Annotated in this window: 17 protein-coding genes; 8 read left to right on the plus strand and 9 right to left on the minus strand. The window is 60.9% G+C overall.

The genetic code is table 11. The features are described from left to right. The first annotated feature begins 1 nt into the window (after position 1). Positions 2 to 772 carry an imidazole glycerol phosphate synthase subunit HisF gene (gene hisF / locus J1N02_RS15230; protein ID WP_003171107.1) on the plus strand — a complete coding sequence of 257 codons (771 nt, stop codon included), beginning with the start codon at positions 2 to 4 and terminating at the stop codon, positions 770 to 772. A gap of 66 nt (positions 773 to 838) precedes the next feature. Continuing rightward, positions 839 to 1,594, plus strand: a complete 756-nt coding sequence (locus J1N02_RS15235; protein WP_027605076.1) for a substrate-binding periplasmic protein — start codon at positions 839 to 841, stop codon at positions 1,592 to 1,594. Here J1N02_RS15235 and J1N02_RS15240 read toward each other — a convergent pair. The 4 genes from J1N02_RS15240 to gpmI form a co-directional block, all read right to left on the minus strand. Further along, positions 1,585 to 2,364 (minus strand): divergent polysaccharide deacetylase family protein, encoded by a 780-nt coding sequence (locus tag J1N02_RS15240; RefSeq protein ID WP_098480537.1) that lies wholly within the window; start codon positions 2,362 to 2,364, stop codon positions 1,585 to 1,587. The two genes, J1N02_RS15235 and J1N02_RS15240, sit on opposite strands and share 10 nt — an antisense overlap. Before the next feature lies 1 nt (position 2,365). Next, entirely contained in the window at positions 2,366 to 3,682 is a 1,317-nt protein-coding gene (locus J1N02_RS15245) for a S41 family peptidase (RefSeq protein ID WP_027605074.1), read from the minus strand. Positions 3,683 to 3,712: 30 nt separating this feature from the next. Next, complete coding sequence (locus J1N02_RS15250; RefSeq protein WP_414887311.1) at positions 3,713 to 5,008, minus strand: murein hydrolase activator EnvC family protein; 1,296 nt, start codon at positions 5,006 to 5,008, stop codon at positions 3,713 to 3,715. 185 nt (positions 5,009 to 5,193) lie between these two features. After that, positions 5,194 to 6,720 carry a 2,3-bisphosphoglycerate-independent phosphoglycerate mutase gene (gpmI, locus tag J1N02_RS15255; RefSeq protein ID WP_027605072.1) on the minus strand — a complete coding sequence of 509 codons (1,527 nt, stop codon included), beginning with the start codon at positions 6,718 to 6,720 and terminating at the stop codon, positions 5,194 to 5,196. Between the two features lie 151 nt (positions 6,721 to 6,871). Here gpmI and J1N02_RS15260 point away from each other — a divergent pair, with 151 nt between their 5' ends. The 3 genes from J1N02_RS15260 to secB are packed head-to-tail and all read left to right on the plus strand — an operon-like array spanning position 6,872 to position 8,063. Beyond that, positions 6,872 to 7,285: a rhodanese-like domain-containing protein gene (locus J1N02_RS15260; RefSeq protein ID WP_027605071.1), complete on the plus strand. Its 414-nt coding sequence runs from the start codon at positions 6,872 to 6,874 to the stop codon at positions 7,283 to 7,285. Position 7,286: 1 nt separating this feature from the next. Continuing rightward, a complete protein-coding gene (gene grxC, locus J1N02_RS15265) occupies positions 7,287 to 7,541 on the plus strand; it encodes a glutaredoxin 3 (RefSeq protein WP_010213876.1) in 255 nt (84 codons plus the stop codon). 42 nt (positions 7,542 to 7,583) lie between these two features. Beyond that, positions 7,584 to 8,063 carry a protein-export chaperone SecB gene (secB, locus tag J1N02_RS15270; protein WP_014716520.1) on the plus strand — a complete coding sequence of 160 codons (480 nt, stop codon included), beginning with the start codon at positions 7,584 to 7,586 and terminating at the stop codon, positions 8,061 to 8,063. Positions 8,064 to 8,189: 126 nt separating this feature from the next. Here secB and J1N02_RS15275 read toward each other — a convergent pair whose 3' ends face one another. Beyond that, positions 8,190 to 8,645, minus strand: a complete 456-nt coding sequence (locus J1N02_RS15275; protein WP_046070509.1) for a tRNA (cytidine(34)-2'-O)-methyltransferase — start codon at positions 8,643 to 8,645, stop codon at positions 8,190 to 8,192. On the opposite strand from J1N02_RS15275, the gene J1N02_RS15280 reads away from it, so the two are divergent. Then, the gene (locus J1N02_RS15280) at positions 8,644 to 9,084 is read left to right on the plus strand and encodes a hypothetical protein (RefSeq protein ID WP_027605070.1); all 441 of its coding nucleotides are present in this window, start codon (positions 8,644 to 8,646) and stop codon (positions 9,082 to 9,084) included. The genes J1N02_RS15275 and J1N02_RS15280 overlap by 2 nt on opposite strands. 529 nt (positions 9,085 to 9,613) lie before the next feature. Here the strand turns inward: J1N02_RS15280 and ntrC are convergent. From ntrC to glnA, 4 genes are all read right to left on the minus strand, one after another. Then, complete coding sequence (ntrC, locus tag J1N02_RS15285) at positions 9,614 to 11,050, minus strand: nitrogen regulation protein NR(I) (RefSeq protein WP_027605069.1); 1,437 nt, start codon at positions 11,048 to 11,050, stop codon at positions 9,614 to 9,616. Then, positions 11,047 to 12,132, minus strand: coding sequence for a nitrogen regulation protein NR(II) (gene glnL / locus J1N02_RS15290; protein ID WP_024072896.1), 1,086 nt, complete (start codon positions 12,130 to 12,132; stop codon positions 11,047 to 11,049). The genes ntrC and glnL overlap by 4 nt, the downstream gene beginning before the upstream one ends. A gap of 302 nt (positions 12,133 to 12,434) precedes the next feature. Beyond that, complete coding sequence (locus J1N02_RS15295) at positions 12,435 to 12,971, minus strand: chorismate mutase (protein ID WP_421147463.1); 537 nt, start codon at positions 12,969 to 12,971, stop codon at positions 12,435 to 12,437. 85 nt (positions 12,972 to 13,056) lie between these two features. Then, complete coding sequence (gene glnA / locus J1N02_RS15300) at positions 13,057 to 14,463, minus strand: glutamate--ammonia ligase (RefSeq protein ID WP_024072899.1); 1,407 nt, start codon at positions 14,461 to 14,463, stop codon at positions 13,057 to 13,059. Between the two features lie 334 nt (positions 14,464 to 14,797). Here glnA and thiI point away from each other — a divergent pair, with 334 nt between their 5' ends. Both thiI and typA read left to right on the plus strand, forming a co-directional pair. Then, complete coding sequence (gene thiI, locus J1N02_RS15305) at positions 14,798 to 16,252, plus strand: tRNA uracil 4-sulfurtransferase ThiI (protein WP_065940748.1); 1,455 nt, start codon at positions 14,798 to 14,800, stop codon at positions 16,250 to 16,252. A 139-nt stretch (positions 16,253 to 16,391) separates the two neighbouring features. After that, the gene (gene typA, locus J1N02_RS15310) at positions 16,392 to 18,212 is read left to right on the plus strand and encodes a translational GTPase TypA (protein WP_098480533.1); all 1,821 of its coding nucleotides are present in this window, start codon (positions 16,392 to 16,394) and stop codon (positions 18,210 to 18,212) included. The last annotated feature ends 82 nt before the right edge of the window (positions 18,213 to 18,294 follow it).

Consider the following 18,294-nt stretch of genomic DNA (forward strand, 5'->3'; position numbering starts at 1 on the left):
CATGGCGCTGGCCAAACGCATCATCCCTTGCCTGGACGTCGACAACGGTCGCGTGGTCAAGGGCGTCAAGTTCGAGAACATCCGTGACGCCGGCGACCCGGTGGAAATCGCCCGTCGCTACGATGAGCAGGGTGCCGACGAGATCACCTTTCTCGACATCACCGCCAGCGTCGACGGCCGCGACACCACGCTGCATACCGTCGAGCGCATGGCCAGCCAGGTGTTTATCCCGCTGACCGTGGGCGGTGGCGTGCGCACCGTGCAGGACATCCGCAACCTGCTCAATGCCGGTGCGGACAAGGTCTCGATCAACACTGCTGCGGTGTTCAACCCGGAGTTCGTCGGCGAAGCCGCGCAGCACTTCGGCTCGCAATGCATCGTGGTCGCCATCGACGCCAAGAAAGTCTCCGGCCCGGGCGAAACCCCGCGCTGGGAGATCTTCACCCATGGCGGTCGCAAGCCGACCGGCCTGGACGCGGTGGAGTGGGCGATGAAGATGGAAGGCCTGGGCGCCGGGGAAATCCTGCTGACCAGCATGGACCAGGACGGCATGAAGAACGGCTTCGACCTGGGCGTGACCCGCGCCATCAGCGATGCGCTGGGTATTCCGGTGATCGCCTCCGGCGGCGTCGGTAACCTGCAACACCTGGCCGACGGCGTCATCGAAGGCCATGCCAGCGCGGTGTTGGCGGCGAGTATTTTTCACTTTGGCGAATACACCGTTCCCGAGGCCAAGGCCTACATGGCGGCGCGCGGTATCGTGGTTCGCTAAACGTTGCTGGACACCATGGCAGGCGCGCGGCACTCTCTGCGCTTGCCATGGATTCCGGTAGCCTTCATGTTCAAGACCCTGCTGCTTGCCCTCGCCAGCGCCTCCATCTTCATGGTGAGTGCGGCCCACGCCGAAGAGCCGTCCGACGCCTCCCTGGTGTTGCTGACGGAAAATTTCCCGCCCTACAACATGGCCAAGAACGGCAAGAACTTCGCCAGGGACGAGAACATCGAAGGCATCGCCGTGGACATCGTGCGCGAAACCTTCAAGCGTGCCGGCATTTCCTACAATCTCACCCTGCGTTTTCCCTGGGAGCGAATCTACAAGCTCGCCCTGGAGAAACCCGGCTATGGCGTGTTTGTGATGGCGCGCCTGCCGGATCGTGAAGCGCTGTTCAAGTGGGTCGGCCCCATCGGTCCGGACGACTGGGTGCTGCTGGCCAAGGCCGACAGCAAGATCCAGCTCGACGACCTGGAGCACGCGCGCCGCTACAGGATCGGCGCCTATAAAGGCGATGCCATCGCCGAGACCCTGGAGAAGCAGGGCCTTAACCCGGTGGTGGTGTTGCGTGACCAGGACAACGCGCAAAAGCTCGTGGATGGCCAGATCGACCTGTGGGCCACCGGCGACCCGGCCGGACGTTACCTGGCGCGCCAGGTCGGTGTGACCGGGCTCAAGACTGTGCTGCGGTTCAACAGTGCCCAGTTGTACCTGGCGCTGAACAAGGATGTGCCGGATGAGACGGTGGCCAGGCTGCAGGCAGCGTTGGATCAGTTGCGCTCTGAAGGGCGGGTGGAACAGATCATGGCGGACTATTTGTAGCGGTAGACGCCGTTCTTGCCGTGCCCCGCCATGGCTTGATTGCTGCGCACACTGATCATCAGCTTGATATCGATCCACTCGATACCCTGGGCCTGGAGCTTGGGCAATTCGCGCTCGAGCACCGCCAGCGTCTGCGGATAGGGGTGGCCGATCATCACCGCCGAACCCTGTTTATGCGCCAGCTTGATCGCGGTTTGCAGCTGCGTGGCAATCGCCGCTTCGGTGCGCTCATCATCGAGGAATACATCCCGCGAGACATGGGCCAGGCCGATCTTCTGCGCCTCGGCGGCGGCCACGGTCTGTGCGCTGGTGCGGCTGTCGACGAAGAATTTGTTGCGCCGCTGCAGTTCCGCCATCAGCCAGGCCATGGCGGCCGGCTGGGCGGTCATGCGACTGCCCATATGGTTATTGATGCCGGCGGTGTAGGGCACGGCCTTGAAGGCGGCGTCCAGGCGTTGGCCAAGTTCTTCGAGGGAGAGTTCAGGGTGCCAGGCGAACGGGCCGGTGGCGGGGTCCATGGGCATGTGCAGGATCACGATCTTGCCGGCCTTGTGCGCTTCGCGGGCGAATTCGGCGGCGTGGGGCGTGTCGGGCATGATCGCCGTGGTCACTGGCCCAGGCAGGGCCAGCACGCGACGATCCCGGGGCAGGTTTTGCCCCAGGTCGTCGATGATAAGGGTCAGGTAGGCTTTGTGGGATTCGCCGACAGGGGTCGCTTGGGCGACCCCTGCCAGGCTGCACAGCACAGCGATGATCAGGGCAACACGCATATCAACGGCTGCGCGTAATGCTCAGGCCCTTGAGCAGGCTCAGCGCCTGGGCCAACTGGTAGTCATCGTCCTGCGGCATCGGCTTGGCTTTCTTGCTGCTGCCGGTTGGCTGGTCGGCACCGCCGTTGCCATTGCCCAGGTGACCTTGCAGGTCGGCTTCCTTGTAGTACTCGCTGTCGATTTCGTTGGTGATCTTGGCCTTGCGCACTTCGATGTCCGGCACGATGCCCTGGGCCTGGATCGAGCGGCCGTTCGGCGTGTAGTACAGCGCGGTGGTGATCTTCAGGGCGCGATCGTTGTTCAGCGGCAGCACGGTTTGTACCGAGCCTTTGCCGAAGCTGGTGGTGCCCATCAGCACGCCGCGCTTCTGGTCTTGCAGGGCGCCGGCGACGATTTCCGAGGCCGAGGCGCTGCCGCCGTTGATCAGCACGGCCAATGGCACGTTCTCGCTGAGGTCGTTGCCGGTGGCCGAGAAGCGCAGCTCGGAGTTGGCGATACGGCCCTTGGTGTAGACGATCAGGCCCTTGGTGATGAAGTGGTCGACCACTTCCACCGCCGACTGCAGCACGCCGCCCGGGTTGTTGCGCAGGTCGAGCACGATGCCGCTGAGTTTCTTGCCGTTGTCCTTGCGCAGCTTGGCCAGGGCCTTGGCCACTTCGTCGCCGGTCTTGACCTGGAACTGGGTGATGCGGATGTAACCGTAGCCCGACTCCAGCAGCTGGCTCTTCACGCTCTTGACCACGATGGTCGCGCGGGTGAGCGTCACGTCAAACGGGTTGCCGCCGTCGCGCACCAGGGTCAGGGTGATTTTCTGGCCGATCTTGCCGCGCATCTTGTCGACGGCTTCGGTCATGGTCTGGCCGCGGGTCGGCTGGCCGTTGATCTTGACGATAAAGTCACCGGCCTGGATGCCGGCCTTGGACGCCGGGGTGTCATCGATGGGCGAGACCACCTTGATATTGCCGTCTTCGGCGCCGACTTCAATGCCCAGGCCGCCGAATTCACCGCTGGTGCTTTCCTGCAGCTCGGCAAAATCTTCCGGACCCAGGTAGGCGGAGTGCGGATCAAGGTTGCTGAGCATGCCCTTGATGGCATTCTCCAGCAGGGTCTTGTCGTCTACAGGTTCGACATAGGCGGCCTTGATCCGGTCCATGACCTCGGCAAAGGTGCGCAGCTCGTCCAGCGGCAATGGCGCCTTGGTGGTCGCGGCCGTGGCGGCGGGTGCAGCCGGGGCGGCCTGGTCGGCAAAAGCCAGAGGCGCGCCGATGACCAGGGCGATCGTCAGGGCCAGCGAAGTGAGGCGGGACAAATGCAGCATGTCGAACGAACTCCTAATGTAGATGCGACCCTATCCTTGGGACCGGCACCATTGTGCGGGATCGCTCGGGCGACCCTGCTGACGAATAGCGAAGTACAGCGCCGGGGTGTCCTGGCCACCACTGTTACCGACAGTGGAGATGGATTCACCGGCTTTTACAACATCACCTGCCGACTTGAGTAACGTCTGATTGTGGCCATAAAGGCTTAAATAGCCATTACCGTGGTCGAGAATCACCAGCAAGCCGGCGCCCCGCAGCCAATCGGCAAACACCACGCGCCCGCCATGTACGGCGTGGACCTGGCTGCCGGCAGAGGCGCTGATCATCACCCCATCCCACTTGGCGCGGGTATCGTCGCCTCGGGTTTCCCCAAAGCGTGCCAGTAGTCGACCATCAACCGGCCATGGAAGTTTGCCGCGGGCTGAAGCAAAAGGCCCGCCGAACGACTCGCCGGCACTGGAAACCAGCGGGCCAGGGGCGGCATGTGCCGGTTTACGCGGTGCGGGGGCATCGCTGGTGGCTGCCAGTTCGGCCTCACGCTGGCGCTTTTTTTCCGCTTCCTGCTGGGCGATCAGCGCTTTCTGTCGCGCTTCTTCGGCCTCGCGTGCCTGGCGTGCCAGGGTTTCTTCGATGGTCTTGAGCACTTTGGCCAGGTCGGCCTGGTCCTGCTCGCGGGCCTGCAGCTTGGCGTCGCGCGCCTTCAGGTCGTCATTGAGCTTGGCCAGGGCCAGCTGGCGCTCCTTGCGGACCTTGTCCAGCTCGTCGCGCTGGGCGTTGAGGCTGGCTTTCTGGTCCTCCAGCTGCGACTGCTGGTTGGCGATTTCCTGTTCGACGTTGGCCAACTGGCGCAGGGTCTCGTTGAAGCTTTTCAATTGCTCCAGGCGGGCCTTGCTCAGGTAGTCGTAGTAGGTCAGGGTGCGCGCGAATTTCTCCGGGTTCTGCTGGTTGAGCAGCAGCTTGAGGTATTCCTGGCGGCCGCTCTGGTAGGCGGCGCGGGCCTGGATCGCGATCAAGCGTTGCTGTTCAACGCGTGCGCTCTGGAGTTTTTTTTTCTCAGCGTCGAGTCGCTCCAGTTCCGACTCGCTCTTCTTTAGTTCTTTTTGCAGCTCCTGGACCTGCTTCTCCAGCTTGCCCATTTCGGTTTCCGTGCCGCGCAGGTCTTTCTGCACCCCGGATTTTTCTTCCTGGAGCTTGCCGAGCAGTTTTTTCAGCTCGGTAATGTCCTGACGCGTAGCGTCCAACTGTTGTTGAGTTTGTGCGCGCTCGTCGGCAAACGCCGGTTGGAGCAGGCAGACAAGAGCGAGGGTAATCAAGGCGCGAAGCATAGAGGCGGGCGACACCAGGGAAAGGGACGGCCTAGTATGCCCGCCAAGCGCTGCAAAAAAAACGCCCAATTCGGCCTGGAAGGCAAGATAGGTGCCGAGTGGCGGTGGTATGGCAAAAAGACATCTACCAAACGCCGGAGATCCAATGTGGGAGGGGACAAGCCCCTCCCACATGTTTGTTGAGATCAGACCAGAATTGAGGTCCCGGTCATCTCTTTGGGCTTCTCCAACCCCATCAGCATCAGCATGGTCGGCGCCACATCCGCCAGTACGCCGCCTTCACGCACTTTGAAGTCGCGCTTGCCTACATAGATGAACGGCACCGGCTCGGTGGTGTGGGCGGTATGGGCCTGGCCGGTGGTTTCGTCGGACATCTGCTCGCAGTTGCCGTGGTCGGCCGTTATCAGCGCTTCGCCGCCGACTTTTTCCAGGGCCTCGACAATGCGGCCGACGCACAGGTCCAGGCATTCCACGGCCTTGGTCGCAGCTTCCAGGTTGCCGCTGTGGCCGACCATGTCACCGTTGGCGTAGTTGACCACGATCACGTCGTAACGCTGGTGGTCGATGGCGTCGACGATCTTGTCGGTGACTTCCGGCGCGCTCATTTCCGGCTGCAGGTCGTAGGTGGCGACTTTCGGCGAAGGGATCAGGATGCGTTCTTCGCCTGGGAACGGTTCTTCACGGCCGCCGGAGAAGAAGAAGGTGACGTGGGCGTATTTCTCGGTTTCGGCAATACGCAGCTGGGTCTTGCCGTTCTTCGCCAGGTAGTCGCCCAGCACGTTGTCCAGGCTGCCGGCAGCAAACGCTGCGGGGGCCGGGATGCTGGCGGCGTATTGGGTCAGGCCGACGTATTGGACTTTTGGCTGGCGCGCCCGCTCGAATTCCTTGAAACCGTCTTCGACAAACACACGGCTCAGCTCGCGGGCACGGTCGGCGCGGAAGTTCATGAACACCACGGCGTCGCCGTCTTCGACCTTGACCGGCTCGCCGAGGGTGGTGGCCTTGACGAATTCATCGCTCTCGCCGCGGGCGTAGGCGGCTTCCAGGCCTTCCTGGGCGGTGGCGGCGTGGAATTCGGCCTGGCCGTCGACGATCAGGTTGTAGGCCTGGGACACGCGGTCCCAACGGTTGTCGCGGTCCATGGCGAAGTAGCGCCCCACCAGGCTGGCGATGCGTCCCTTGCCCAGGGCGGCGAAGGTGGCGTCCAGCAGCTCGATGGAGGATTGCGCGCTTTTTGGCGGGGTGTCGCGACCATCGAGGAAGGCGTGCAGGTAGATCTTGTCGGCGCCGCGCTTGAAGGCCAGCTCGGCCATCGCCACCAGATGGTCCTGGTGACTGTGTACGCCGCCGTCGGACAGCAGGCCCATGAAGTGCACGGCTTTGCCGGCGGCCACGGCTTTATCTACCGCTGCGCAGAGGGTCGGGTTCTCGAAGAACTCGCCATCGCGGATCGATTTGGTCACGCGGGTGAAGTCCTGATAGACCACTCGTCCGGCGCCGAGGTTCATGTGGCCGACTTCCGAGTTGCCCATCTGGCCGTCCGGTAGGCCTACGTCCATGCCCGAGCCGGAGATCAGGCCGTTGGGCACCGTCGCGGTCAGGCGGTCGAGTACGGGCTTCTTGGCCGCATACACCGCGTTGTCGTGGTGGCTTTCACTGTGTCCGAAGCCATCGAGAATTATCAGGACCAAAGGTTTAGGCGTAGTAGTCATAGATCCTCTCGCGGCGGTAATAAAGGAAGGCAATTGAAAAGGGAGTGGCAGTTTAAAGCGAAGTTCCGACCACGTCACCGCCTTACGGGGGTTGGCCCCCCCTGACGGCTGTGTATACTTACCGCCATTTTAACGCCCTGGAACCTCCTTGATGGTTGATCACCTGATTGCATTTGCCACTGCCCACTATCTGCTCGTGGGTGCCTTCGTCATCCTGCTGGCGCTGCTGATCGCTCACGAATTGAGCCGTGGTGGCCGCAGCCTGAGCACGTCGGAGCTGACCGCGCTGGTCAACAAGGATGAGGCCATTGTGGTGGATATCCGCCCAGTCAAGGATTTCGCCGCCGGCCACATCGTCGGTGCCCTGAACATTCCTCAGGACAAGCTGATCGCGCGCCTGGCCGAGCTGGAAAAGCACAAGGCCAAGACCATCATCCTGGTCGACGCCCAGGGCCAGCACGCCGGTACCCACGCCCGCGAGATGCTCAAGAGCGGTTTCACCGCCGCCAAGCTGTCCGGTGGCATCAGCAGCTGGCGCGCCGATAACCTGCCGCTGGTGAAGTGATATGAGCCAGGTCGTCGTATATTCCAGCGATTGGTGCCCTTACTGCATGCGGGCCAAGGCCCTGCTGGAGAAAAAGGGCGTTGCCTTCGAAGAGATCAAGGTCGATGGCAAGCCCCAGGTGCGTGCCGAAATGGCCCAGAAGGCGGGGCGCACATCGGTGCCGCAGATCTGGATCGGCGCCAAACACATCGGTGGTTGCGACGACCTGTTTGCCCTGGAGCGCGCCGGTAAACTCGATGCGCTGCTGCTCGTCTGACTCCTAACCCCTAAAAGACCCCAAGATCAAGAAGGATCTGCGATGACTGACCAACAGAACACCGAAGCAGCAGAAGCCCAAGGCCCACAATTTTCGCTGCAGCGTATCTACGTGCGTGACTTGTCGTTCGAAGCGCCGAAAAGCCCGGCTATCTTCCGCCAGGAATGGACCCCAAGCGTTGCCCTGGACCTGAACACCCGTCAAAAGGCACTGGAAGGCGATTTCCACGAAGTCGTGCTGACCTTGTCGGTCACCGTCAAGAATGGCGAAGAAGTGGCCTTCATCGCTGAAGTGCAACAGGCCGGTATCTTCCTGATCCAGGGCCTGGACGAAGCGTCCATGAGCCACACCCTGGGTGCGTTCTGCCCGAACATCCTGTTCCCGTATGCCCGCGAGACCCTGGACAGCCTGGTCACCCGTGGTTCGTTCCCGGCGTTGATGCTGGCTCCAGTGAACTTCGATGCCCTGTACGCCCAAGAGCTGCAGCGCATGCAACAGGAAGGCGCGCCGACGGTTCAGTAATCTCGAACCCGACGCAGAACCCAATGTGGGAGGGAGCTTGCTCCCGATGGCGGTGGATCAGTCACGTAGATGTCGACTGACACTCCGCCATCGGGGGCAAGCCCCCTCCCACATTTGTTATGTGTGTTACTTGAAGCCGAGTTGGCGCCAGCCTTCGTAGACGGCCACGGCGACGGTGTTCGACAGGTTCAGGCTGCGGCAGCCTTCGCGCATCGGCAGGCGCAGGCGATGCCCGTCCGGCAGGGCGTCGAGTACGTCGGCCGGCAGGCCGCGGCTTTCCGGGCCGAACAGGAAAGCGTCGCCTTCGGCGAAGCTGGCATCATGGAACGGTCGCGAACCCTTGGTGGTGAACGCGAACAGCCGTGGGTGGCCCAGGCTTTCCAGGCAGCTGGCCAGGTCGGCATGGCGCTGGAGGGTGGCGTACTCGTGGTAGTCCAGGCCGGCACGGCGCAGGCGTTTGTCGTCCATGTCGAAGCCCAGGGGCTCGATCAAATGCAGGTGGCAGCCACTGTTGGCGCACAGCCTGATAACGTTGCCGGTATTCGGCGGAATTTCTGGTTGAAAAAGGATGACGTGAAACATGCACGGCTCCGAAGGCAAAGATGCGCTGCATTCTACCCCTGAAGAAGACCCAAGGCCGAAGCTAATGCCGAGGGTCATGGGCTCATTGGCGATTGTCGGCCTGATGGTGGGCCTGATGATCGGTCGCCTGACCACCCCTGACCCGGTCGAGTTGCAGCAGATAGAGACGGCGGCGGACGGTGTGGTTGCGTGGTTCAACCGCGAACCCAAGCTGCATGGTGAGCATATCGACGGCACCGTGGCGCTGTTGTTCGATGCACAAGGCAAAGCCGCCAGCGGGCAGCTCAAGGTCAACGACAAGGATGTGAACTGGCGCGTGCGCAAGACCGATGCGGGCTTGCTGCTGAACCTGGTGGCGGCTCGGCCGCTGCGCGGGGAGTGGAAGGGCGAGGAGGTGGATGACCGCTGGCGGCTGGAGATCCATCTCCAAGAGCAATAAAAGAGGGAGTTCCCGGCCTGCCTGTACCAGGGCTCCCAAAACGGGGTGAAGCCAGAGGCTTCGGTGTTAAAGAGGGAATCCCCGGCCTGCCTGTACCGAGGTTCCCGAAAGCGGTGTGGAGCGCGACGCGGTTCGCATCAAGCACCCCGGGTGTAAAGAGGGGATTCTCGGCCTGCCTGTACCAAGGTCCCCGAAACTGGGTTGTACTGGGGTTATTGCAGGGCGCGTGCCAGAGTGGCTAAGTTGTGCCAAAAAATTTCTCCAGAAAGCGCAAAGCCCCGGAATACGGGGCTTTAGTGTTTTCGGGGTTCAGCATTTTCTTAACAAAACGCATGTTTCGGGCTTGGAACGTGTGCGCGATGCTAGAACAGGGTGCATTGAAGCGGTGCACGGTTCTGAGTCCGTGTGGAGGCCCAAATGTGAGAGGGGGCTTGCTCCCGATGGCGGAGTGTCAGTCGATAACTATCTGACTGATCCACCGCCATCGGGAGCAAGCCCCCTCCCACATTAGACCTCGGTAGATGGGAGATCAGGCGTCGTCGCCCTCATCGTCATCCCCACCATCGACCTTCATGCCCAACTCCTTGATCTTGCGCGTCAGGGTATTGCGACCCCAACCCAGCAACACGGCGGCATCGCGACGGCGGCCGGCGGTGTGCTTGAGGGCGGTTTCGATCATGATCCGCTCGAAGGCCGGCACGGCGCTGTCCAGCAGGTTCGACTGGCCGCGTGCCAGGGCCTGGTCGGCCCATTGGCGCAGCGCCTGTTCCCAGTTGGTCACCGGGGCCGAATCCTGCGGCAGGCTCAGCAGTTCCGGCGGCAGGTCGCCGATATGCACTTCGCGGCCGGACGCCATCACGGTGATCCAGCGGCAGGTGTTCTCCAGCTGGCGCACGTTGCCGGGCCACGGCAGGTTCTTCAGGTATTCCTCGGTCTCGCTTTTCAGCAGCTTCGGCTCGACGGCCAGCTCCTGGGCGGCGCGGCTGAGGAAGTGGCGGGCGAGGGTCGGGATATCTTCGCGGCGGTCCGACATCCGTGGGATGTGGATGCGGATCACGTTGAGACGGTGGAACAAGTCTTCACGGAACTTGCCGGCGTGCACCAGGGTTTCCAGGTTCTGGTGAGTCGCGGCGATGATGCGCACATCGACCTTGACCGGTGTGTGCCCGCCCACGCGGTAGAACTCGCCGTCCGCCAGTACGCGCAGCAGGCGGGTCTGGGTGTCGGCCGGCATGTCGCCGATTTCATCGAGGAACAGCGTGCCGCCGTCCGCCTGTTCGAAGCGGCCGCGACGCAGGTTGGCTGCGCCGGTGAATGCGCCTTTCTCATGGCCGAACAGCTCGGACTCCATCAGATCCTTGGGGATCGCCGCCATGTTCAGCGCGATAAACGGCGAGGCCGCCCGCGGGCTGTGGCGGTGCAGGGCGTGGGCCACCAACTCTTTACCGGTACCCGACTCGCCGTTGATCAGCACGGTGATGTTGGAATGGCTCAAGCGCCCGATGGCGCGAAACACTTCCTGCATCGCCGGCGCTTCACCGATGATTTCCGGGGTGCGGGTCAGGGTCGGCGGAGCTTCCTGGTTCTGCTGTTCCTGGGCGTGCTGGTTGGCGCGCTTGACCAGCGCCACGGCCTCGTCCACGTCAAACGGCTTGGGCAGGTACTCGAAGGCGCCGCCCTGATAGGACGCGACAGCGCTGTCCAGGTCCGAGTGCGCCGTCATGATGATCACCGGCAGGCGCGGGTGCTGCTCGCGAATCCGCGCCAGCAGGTCCAGGCCACTGGCGCCGGGCATGCGGATGTCGGAGATGATCACGTCGGGCTGCTGGCGCGCCAGGCGGCTCATCACCCCGTCGGCGCTGTCGAAGCTCTGGGTGGTCATGCCTTCCTGTTGCAAGGCTTTCTCGAGGACCCAGCGGATAGAACGGTCGTCATCGACGATCCACACAGTTTCACTACGGCTCATGTCGATGGGGCTCCTTGTTCCAGAGGCAGAAAGATCGAGAATGTGGTGTGGCCGGGATGGCTCTCACATTCGATCAGACCCTGGTGCTGGCTGATGATGTTCTGGGTAATGGCCAGGCCCAGCCCGGTACCGTCCGGGCGGCCGCTGACCATGGGAAAGAAGATGGTTTCCTGAAGTTCCGCAGGAATGCCCGGGCCGTTGTCGATGATCTCGACCTTGGTCACCAGGCGATGGCGCACGTGGCCGATGGTGAACTGGCGCAGGGCGCGGGTGCGCAGGCTGATGCGGCCAAGGCGCAGCTCGTTCTGGCTGCTGATGGCCTGCATGGCGTTGCGCACGATGTTGAGCACCGCCTGGATCATCTGCTCGCGGTCGATCAACACGTCGGGAATGCTTGGGTCGTAGTCGCGCACCAGGGTGATGCAGCCCTGGCTTTCGGCTTCTACCAACTGACAGACGCGCTCCAGAACTTCGTGCACGTTGGTCATCGCCAGCGACGGCAGCTTGTTGGAGCCGAGCATGCGGTCCACCAGGTTACGCAGGCGGTCGGCCTCTTCGATGATGACGTTGGTGTAGTCCTTGAGGTGCTCGTCCGGCAATTCACGGGCCAGCAGCTGCGCCGCGCCGCGAATGCCGCCCAGCGGGTTCTTGATCTCATGGGCCAGGCCGCGCACCAGCATCTTGCTGGTTTCCTGCTTGGACAGCTGGGCTTCTTCCTTGGTGATGCGCAACAGGCGGTCGCGGGGGTGCACTTCGAGCAGCAGCAGCGTGGCGCCGTTGCTCAGGATCGGGGTTACGGCGTAGTCGACGGTCAGCGTCTGGCCGGTCAGTGCCGTGAGCATCGCTTCACGCTTGGTGAACGGGTGTGCCTGCTCCACTGCCTGGCGCAACGAACTCAAGGCTTCGGCCGACTCGGTGAACAATTCGCTGATGAACTGCCCATGGCTGCGCTGACCGCTGATGGCCAGGAGCATCTCTGCCGCCGGGTTCATGTACTCAAGGCGCAGGTCGTCATTGAGCAGGATGGTCGCGGTGGTCAGGTTGTCGAGTAGCAAACGGTGCAGTGCATCGCTGATGGTCATCGGGACCTCTTTTGGAGCAAGGCGTGGGCTTGAGGCACACGCTGATACAAGGAAAATGCAAAAACCAAACCAAGGCTCCGAAAAGAAGCGTGAATCCCCTGAAATAAGGGGTTAAGGCGCGAAACTGTGGCGTTCTGCCAGCCCGCTCGGGAAGTTTCGAACCAAAATGGTGTGAGTCAGTGGGAAGGGTGCGGGATGTCGCACCAATATAGTGCGGTTTTGTGAAGGTTGTTCAGGAAGTGCCGAATTCACACAAATCCAATGTGGGAGGAACTCCCACATGTTCGGCTCGGGTTACAGCTTCAGTCTTTGTGGATACATAGCTCGGCCGTGGCGCGAATCATCGCCAGCTGCCGCAACGGGTCGTTCAGCGGTTCATGCACCGCTTCAGCCAGCCATTGAGGGCACTGCGGGTCGCTGCGTTGTGGTGTGAAGTCCGCGAGCTGTTGCAGCAGGCGTTTTTGCAATTGATCCAGCTGCGGGCGGATCTGCTTCACCAGGTCCGGGCGCGGGTCGTCGGGTGCCTTGCCCTGGAACTGCCAGTCGGACAGGTGGGTGTACTGCACCAGCTTGTTTGCCTCGATCTGCGCCGAGAAAAATTGCTCGGCGGCGGCGGGCTCCAGTTTGTAACTCGGTGCCTGGGCAATGACGCTGGCGAGCACGTCCTGCTCGCGCTTTTTGTCTTCTACCGGTTTTTTACTGTCCCATTTGCTCAGGGCCACCTGGTCGGCAATGGCCAGGCGTTCGGCGATGCTGTTGAGCAATGGCGCCAGTGTCGGCGGTGCAGCGAATGCACTGGCGCTGGCGAACAATAAAGTGAATGCGAGTAGACGCTTCAAGAGGTGACCTCCTAGGGTGCGGGCAAAAAAAAGACCTCCCGAAGGAGGCCTTTTTCATCACGCTGCGTCAAGCAGCGCTACCGGATCAGCAGCTGTAGTACAGCTCGTATTCCAGTGGGTGTACGAAGGTGCGCACTTTGATTTCTTCTTCGCTTTTCAGCTCGATGTAGGCATCGATGAAGTCGTCGCTGAATACGCCGCCTTTGGTCAGGAACGCACGGCCCTTGTCCAGCTCTTCCAGGGCTTCTTTCAGGCTGCCGCACACTTGTGGGATCTCTTTGGCCTCTTCAGGCGGCAGGTCGTACAAGTTTTTGTCGGCGGCGTCGCCAGGGTGGATCTTGTTCTGGATACCGTCCAGGCCGGCCATGACCAGGGCAGCGAAGGCCAGGTATGGGTTGGCTGCTGGATCCGGGAAGCGAGCTTCGATACGGCGAGCGCGCGGGCTGGATACGTAAGGAATGCGGATCGAGGCGGAACGGTTACGAGCCGAGTAGGCCAGCATGACCGGTGCTTCGAAACCTGGGACCAGACGCTTGTAGGAGTTGGTCGATGGGTTGGTGAAGCCGTTCAGGGCCTTACCGTGCTTGATGATGCCGCCGATGAAGTACAGGGCGGTGTCGGACAGGCCGGCATAACCTTCGCCAGCGAAGGTGTTCTTGCCTTCTTTGGCGATGGACAGGTGAACGTGCATACCCGAACCGTTATCGCCGTACAGCGGCTTAGGCATGAAGGTAGCGGTACGGCCGTAGGCATCAGCCACGTTGTGTACGCAGTACTTCAGGGTCTGGACTTCGTCAGCCTTGGCCACCAGGGTGTTGAACTTAACGCCGATTTCGTTCTGGCCGGCAGTCGCCACTTCGTGGTGGTGAACTTCGATGACCAGGCCCATTTCTTCCATGGCGTTGCACATGGAGGTACGGATTTCGTGGTCGTGGTCGAACGGCGGAACCGGGAAGTAGCCACCTTTGATGCCTGGACGGTGGCCTTTGTTGCCGCCTTCCACGTCCTGGTCGGACATCCACGAACCTTGTTCGGAGAAGATCTTGAACATGGAGCCGGAGATGTCGGACTTGAACTTGACCGAATCAAAGATGAAGAATTCCGGCTCCGGGCCTACGAATACGGTGTCGCCGATACCGGTGGACTTCAGGTATTCCTCGGCACGCTTGGCGATCGCACGTGGGTCGCGGTCGTAGCCTTGCATGGTCGAAGGCTCGATCACGTCGCAGACGATGATCAGGGTTGGGTCTTCGGTGAACGGGTCGAGGACGGCAGTGCTGTCGTCCGGCATTAGGATCATGTCGGAGGCTTCGATGCCTTTCCAGCCAGCGATGGAGGAGCCGTCGAACATTTTGCCTTCTTCGAAGAAAGCATCATCCAGCGCGTCGCGAGCCGGCATGGTCACGTGGTGCTGAGTGCCTTTGGTGTCCGTGAAGCGCAGATCAATCCATTTAACGTCATGATCTTTGATGAGTTGAACCGACTTCGACATAGTGTCCTCCGGGTGGCTTCGGGCTGGGGTAGTGGAGTTAGCCCTTAGAATGTGGGTGATGCCGGCGCGGATAGTCCGCCATGGCAACCTGCCTCACAAGAGAGCAAATTGCATGCCAGTGCGCCAACATGGGTTTTTTGCTCCAAAAACGCCCCTATAAAGGTGCATTGCGACAAATGCCGGAAATTAGCGCACCGCAATGTGGCGCGAGCGAGTGAAAATGCACCTCTTTAGTGCGAGTCGAGTGTTGTGCATATTAACTGGTTAAACCTTGAGCGATTTCCGCTATAATCCGCGCCCCCCTTTTTCGGCAGGCCCTGCGCGCGCTGTTTCCATGAAATTAATCGTTAAAGTCTTTCCCGAGATCACCATCAAGAGCCGACCGGTACGGATGCGTTTCATCCGTCAGTTGGCCAAGAACATCCGTGCCGTGCTCCGCGATCTGGACCCGGCTGTGGTGGTGAACGGTGTGTGGGACAACCTCGAGCTGGAAACCCGTCTGACCGACGCCAAAGCCTTGAAGGACATGACCGAGCGCCTGAGCTGCATGCCGGGTATCGCGCATTTCCTGCAGGTGGATGAGTACCCGCTGGGGGACTTCGACGACATCACCGAGAAATGCAAACGGCACTTCGGCGACAGCCTTGAAGGCAAGATTTTTTCGGTGCGCTGCAAGCGTGCCGGCAAGCACCCGTTCAGTTCCATGGACGTCGAGAAATACGTCGGCAGCAAGCTGCGTCGCGAGTGCGGCGCCGCCGGAATTTCCCTCAAGGCGCCGCAAATTGAAGTGCGCATGGAAATTCGCGACCAACGGTTGTTTGTGATTCACAGCCAGCACGACAGCATCGGCGGCTACCCGCTGGGCGCCCTGGAACAGACCCTGGTCCTCATGTCCGGCGGTTTCGATTCCACGGTGGCGGCCTACCAGATCATGCGCCGCGGCCTGATGAGCCACTTCTGCTTCTTTAACCTGGGCGGGCGTGCACACGAATTGGGCGTGATGGAAGTTGCGCACTTTATCTGGAAGAAGTACGGCAGCTCCCAGCGCGTGCTATTTGTGAGCGTACCGTTCGAGGAAGTGCTGGGCGAAATTCTCGGTAAAGTCGATAACAGTCATATGGGCGTAGTTTTGAAGCGTATGATGTTGCGCGCTGCGTCCCGAATCGCCGATCAGTTGCAGATCGACGCGCTGGTGACCGGTGAAGCGATTTCCCAGGTTTCCAGCCAGACGCTGCCGAACCTGTCGCTGATCGACTGCGTGACCGAGAAGCTGGTACTGCGCCCGCTGATCGCCAGCCACAAGCAGGACATCATCGACTTGGCAGAAACAATCGGCACCGCCGACTTTGCCAAGCATATGCCTGAATACTGCGGGGTCATTTCGGTGAACCCCAAGACCCACGCCAAGCGCAACCGCGTGGAGTACGAAGAACAACAGTTTGATATGGCGGTTCTGGAGCGTGCGCTCGAGAACGCCAAGCTGGTCCCGATCGATCGTGTTATCGACGAACTGGGCCAGGATGTGCAGATCGAAGAAGTCAGCGAAGCCCTGGCCGGCCAGATCGTCATCGACATCCGTCACCCGGATGCCGCTGAAGATGAGCCGCTGGAAATCGCCGGCATCGACGTACAAACGCTGCCGTTCTATGCATTGAACGCGCGTTTCAAGGAACTGGATAACAGCCGTCAGTACCTGCTGTATTGCGACAAAGGCGTGATGAGTCGCCTGCATGCCCACCATTTGCTCAGTGAGGGGCATGCCAATGTGCGCGTTTATCGACCGAGCTAAGAGCCCGGGGCTGTTTGCCTGTGGCCTGCGTCACCGGCCCCCCGACTCTGCCGTCAAGCTGTAACGGCAAGGCCTGACTCTACTGTTAATCGCTGCCACGACCTGTCAGCACACCGAATCCTCTGATCGAGATACACAAGTGATCGAAAATCTACGTAACATCGCCATCATTGCCCACGTTGACCATGGTAAAACCACCCTGGTAGACAAACTCCTGCGTCAATCCGGCACCCTGGAGCGCAACGAGCTCAACGACGAGCGCGTGATGGACTCCAACGACCAGGAAAAAGAGCGCGGTATTACCATCCTGGCAAAAAACACCGCCATCAACTGGAACGGCTACCACATCAACATCGTGGATACCCCGGGCCACGCCGACTTCGGCGGCGAAGTAGAACGCGTAATGTCGATGGTTGACTCCGTTCTGCTGCTGGTTGACGCTCAAGACGGCCCTATGCCGCAAACCCGTTTCGTGACCAAGAAGGCGTTCGAAGCCGGCCTGCGTCCGATCGTGTGCATCAACAAGGTTGACCGTCCAGGCGCGCGTCCGGACTGGGTTCTGGACCAGATCTTCGACCTGTTCGACAACCTGGGTGCCACCGAAGAACAGCTGGACTTCAAAGTCGTCTACGCCTCGGCCCTGAACGGCATTGCCGGTCTGGACCACACCGACATGGCCGAAGACATGACCCCGCTGTACCAGTCGATCGTCGACAACGTACCTGCGCCGAAAGTTGACCGTGACGGCCCGTTCCAGATGCAAATCTCGGCACTGGACTACAACAGCTTCCTGGGTGTGATCGGCGTTGGCCGTATCGCCCGTGGCAGCGTCAAGCCGAACACCCCGGTTGTGGCAATCGGCGCCGACGGCAAGAAGCGCAACGGTCGTATCCTGAAGCTGATGGGTCACCACGGCCTGCACCGTATCGACGTTGAAGAAGCCTTCGCCGGCGACATCGTGTGCGTCAGCGGCATGGACTCGCTGTTCATCTCCGACACCCTGTGCCAGCCGGACAATGTCGAGGCAATGAAGCCTCTGACCGTCGACGAGCCAACCGTTTCCATGACCTTCCAGGTAAACGACTCGCCTTTCTGCGGTAAAGAAGGCAAGTTCGTGACTTCCCGTAACATCAAGGAACGTCTGGACAAAGAGCTGCTGTACAACGTTGCACTGCGCGTTGAAGAAGGCGACTCGGCTGACAAGTTCAAGGTTTCCGGCCGTGGTGAGCTGCACCTCTCGGTACTGATCGAAACCATGCGTCGCGAAGGCTTCGAAATGGGCGTTGGTCGTCCTGAAGTGATCATCCGTCAGGTTGACGGCGTGAAGCAGGAACCGTTCGAAAACGTCACCATCGACACCCCTGAAGAATCCCAGGGCAAGGTCATGGAAGAGATGGGCCTGCGTAAGGGCGACCTGACCAACATGGTGCCGGATGGCAAAGGCCGTGTGCGTCTGGAATACAACATCCCTGCTCGTGGCTTGATCGGTTTCCGTAACCAGTTCCTGACCCTGACCAACGGTGCTGGCATCCTGACCTCGATCTTCGATCGCTACGACACCATGAAGTCCGGCGACATGTCCGGCCGTCAGAACGGTGTTCTGGTATCGGTAGAAACCGGCAAGGCGCTGACCTACTCCCTGGAAACCCTCCAGGCGCGTGGCAAGCTGTTCGTTGAACACGGTCAAGAGATCTACAACGGTCAGATCGTTGGCCTGAACAGCCGTGACAACGACATGGGCGTCAACCCAACCAAAGGCAAGAAGCTCGACAACATGCGTGCTTCGGGTAAAGACGAAACCATCGCCCTGGTTCCACCTGTTCGCTTCACCCTGGAACAGGCCCTGGAATTCATCCAGGACGACGAACTGTGCGAAGTGACGCCGAAGTCGATCCGCCTGCGTAAGAAGATCCTGGACGAAGGCGAGCGTACCCGCGCTGCCAAGAAAGCCAAGAACTGAGTTAACTCAGGCTGAATGAAAAACGCCCCCGGTCGAAAGGCCGGGGGCGTTTTTTTATGCCTGCAGTTTCTGTGGTGGCTGT

Source organism: Pseudomonas sp. NFX5 (genome assembly GCF_049132125.1).
GTDB lineage: Bacteria > Pseudomonadota > Gammaproteobacteria > Pseudomonadales > Pseudomonadaceae > Aquipseudomonas > Aquipseudomonas marginalis.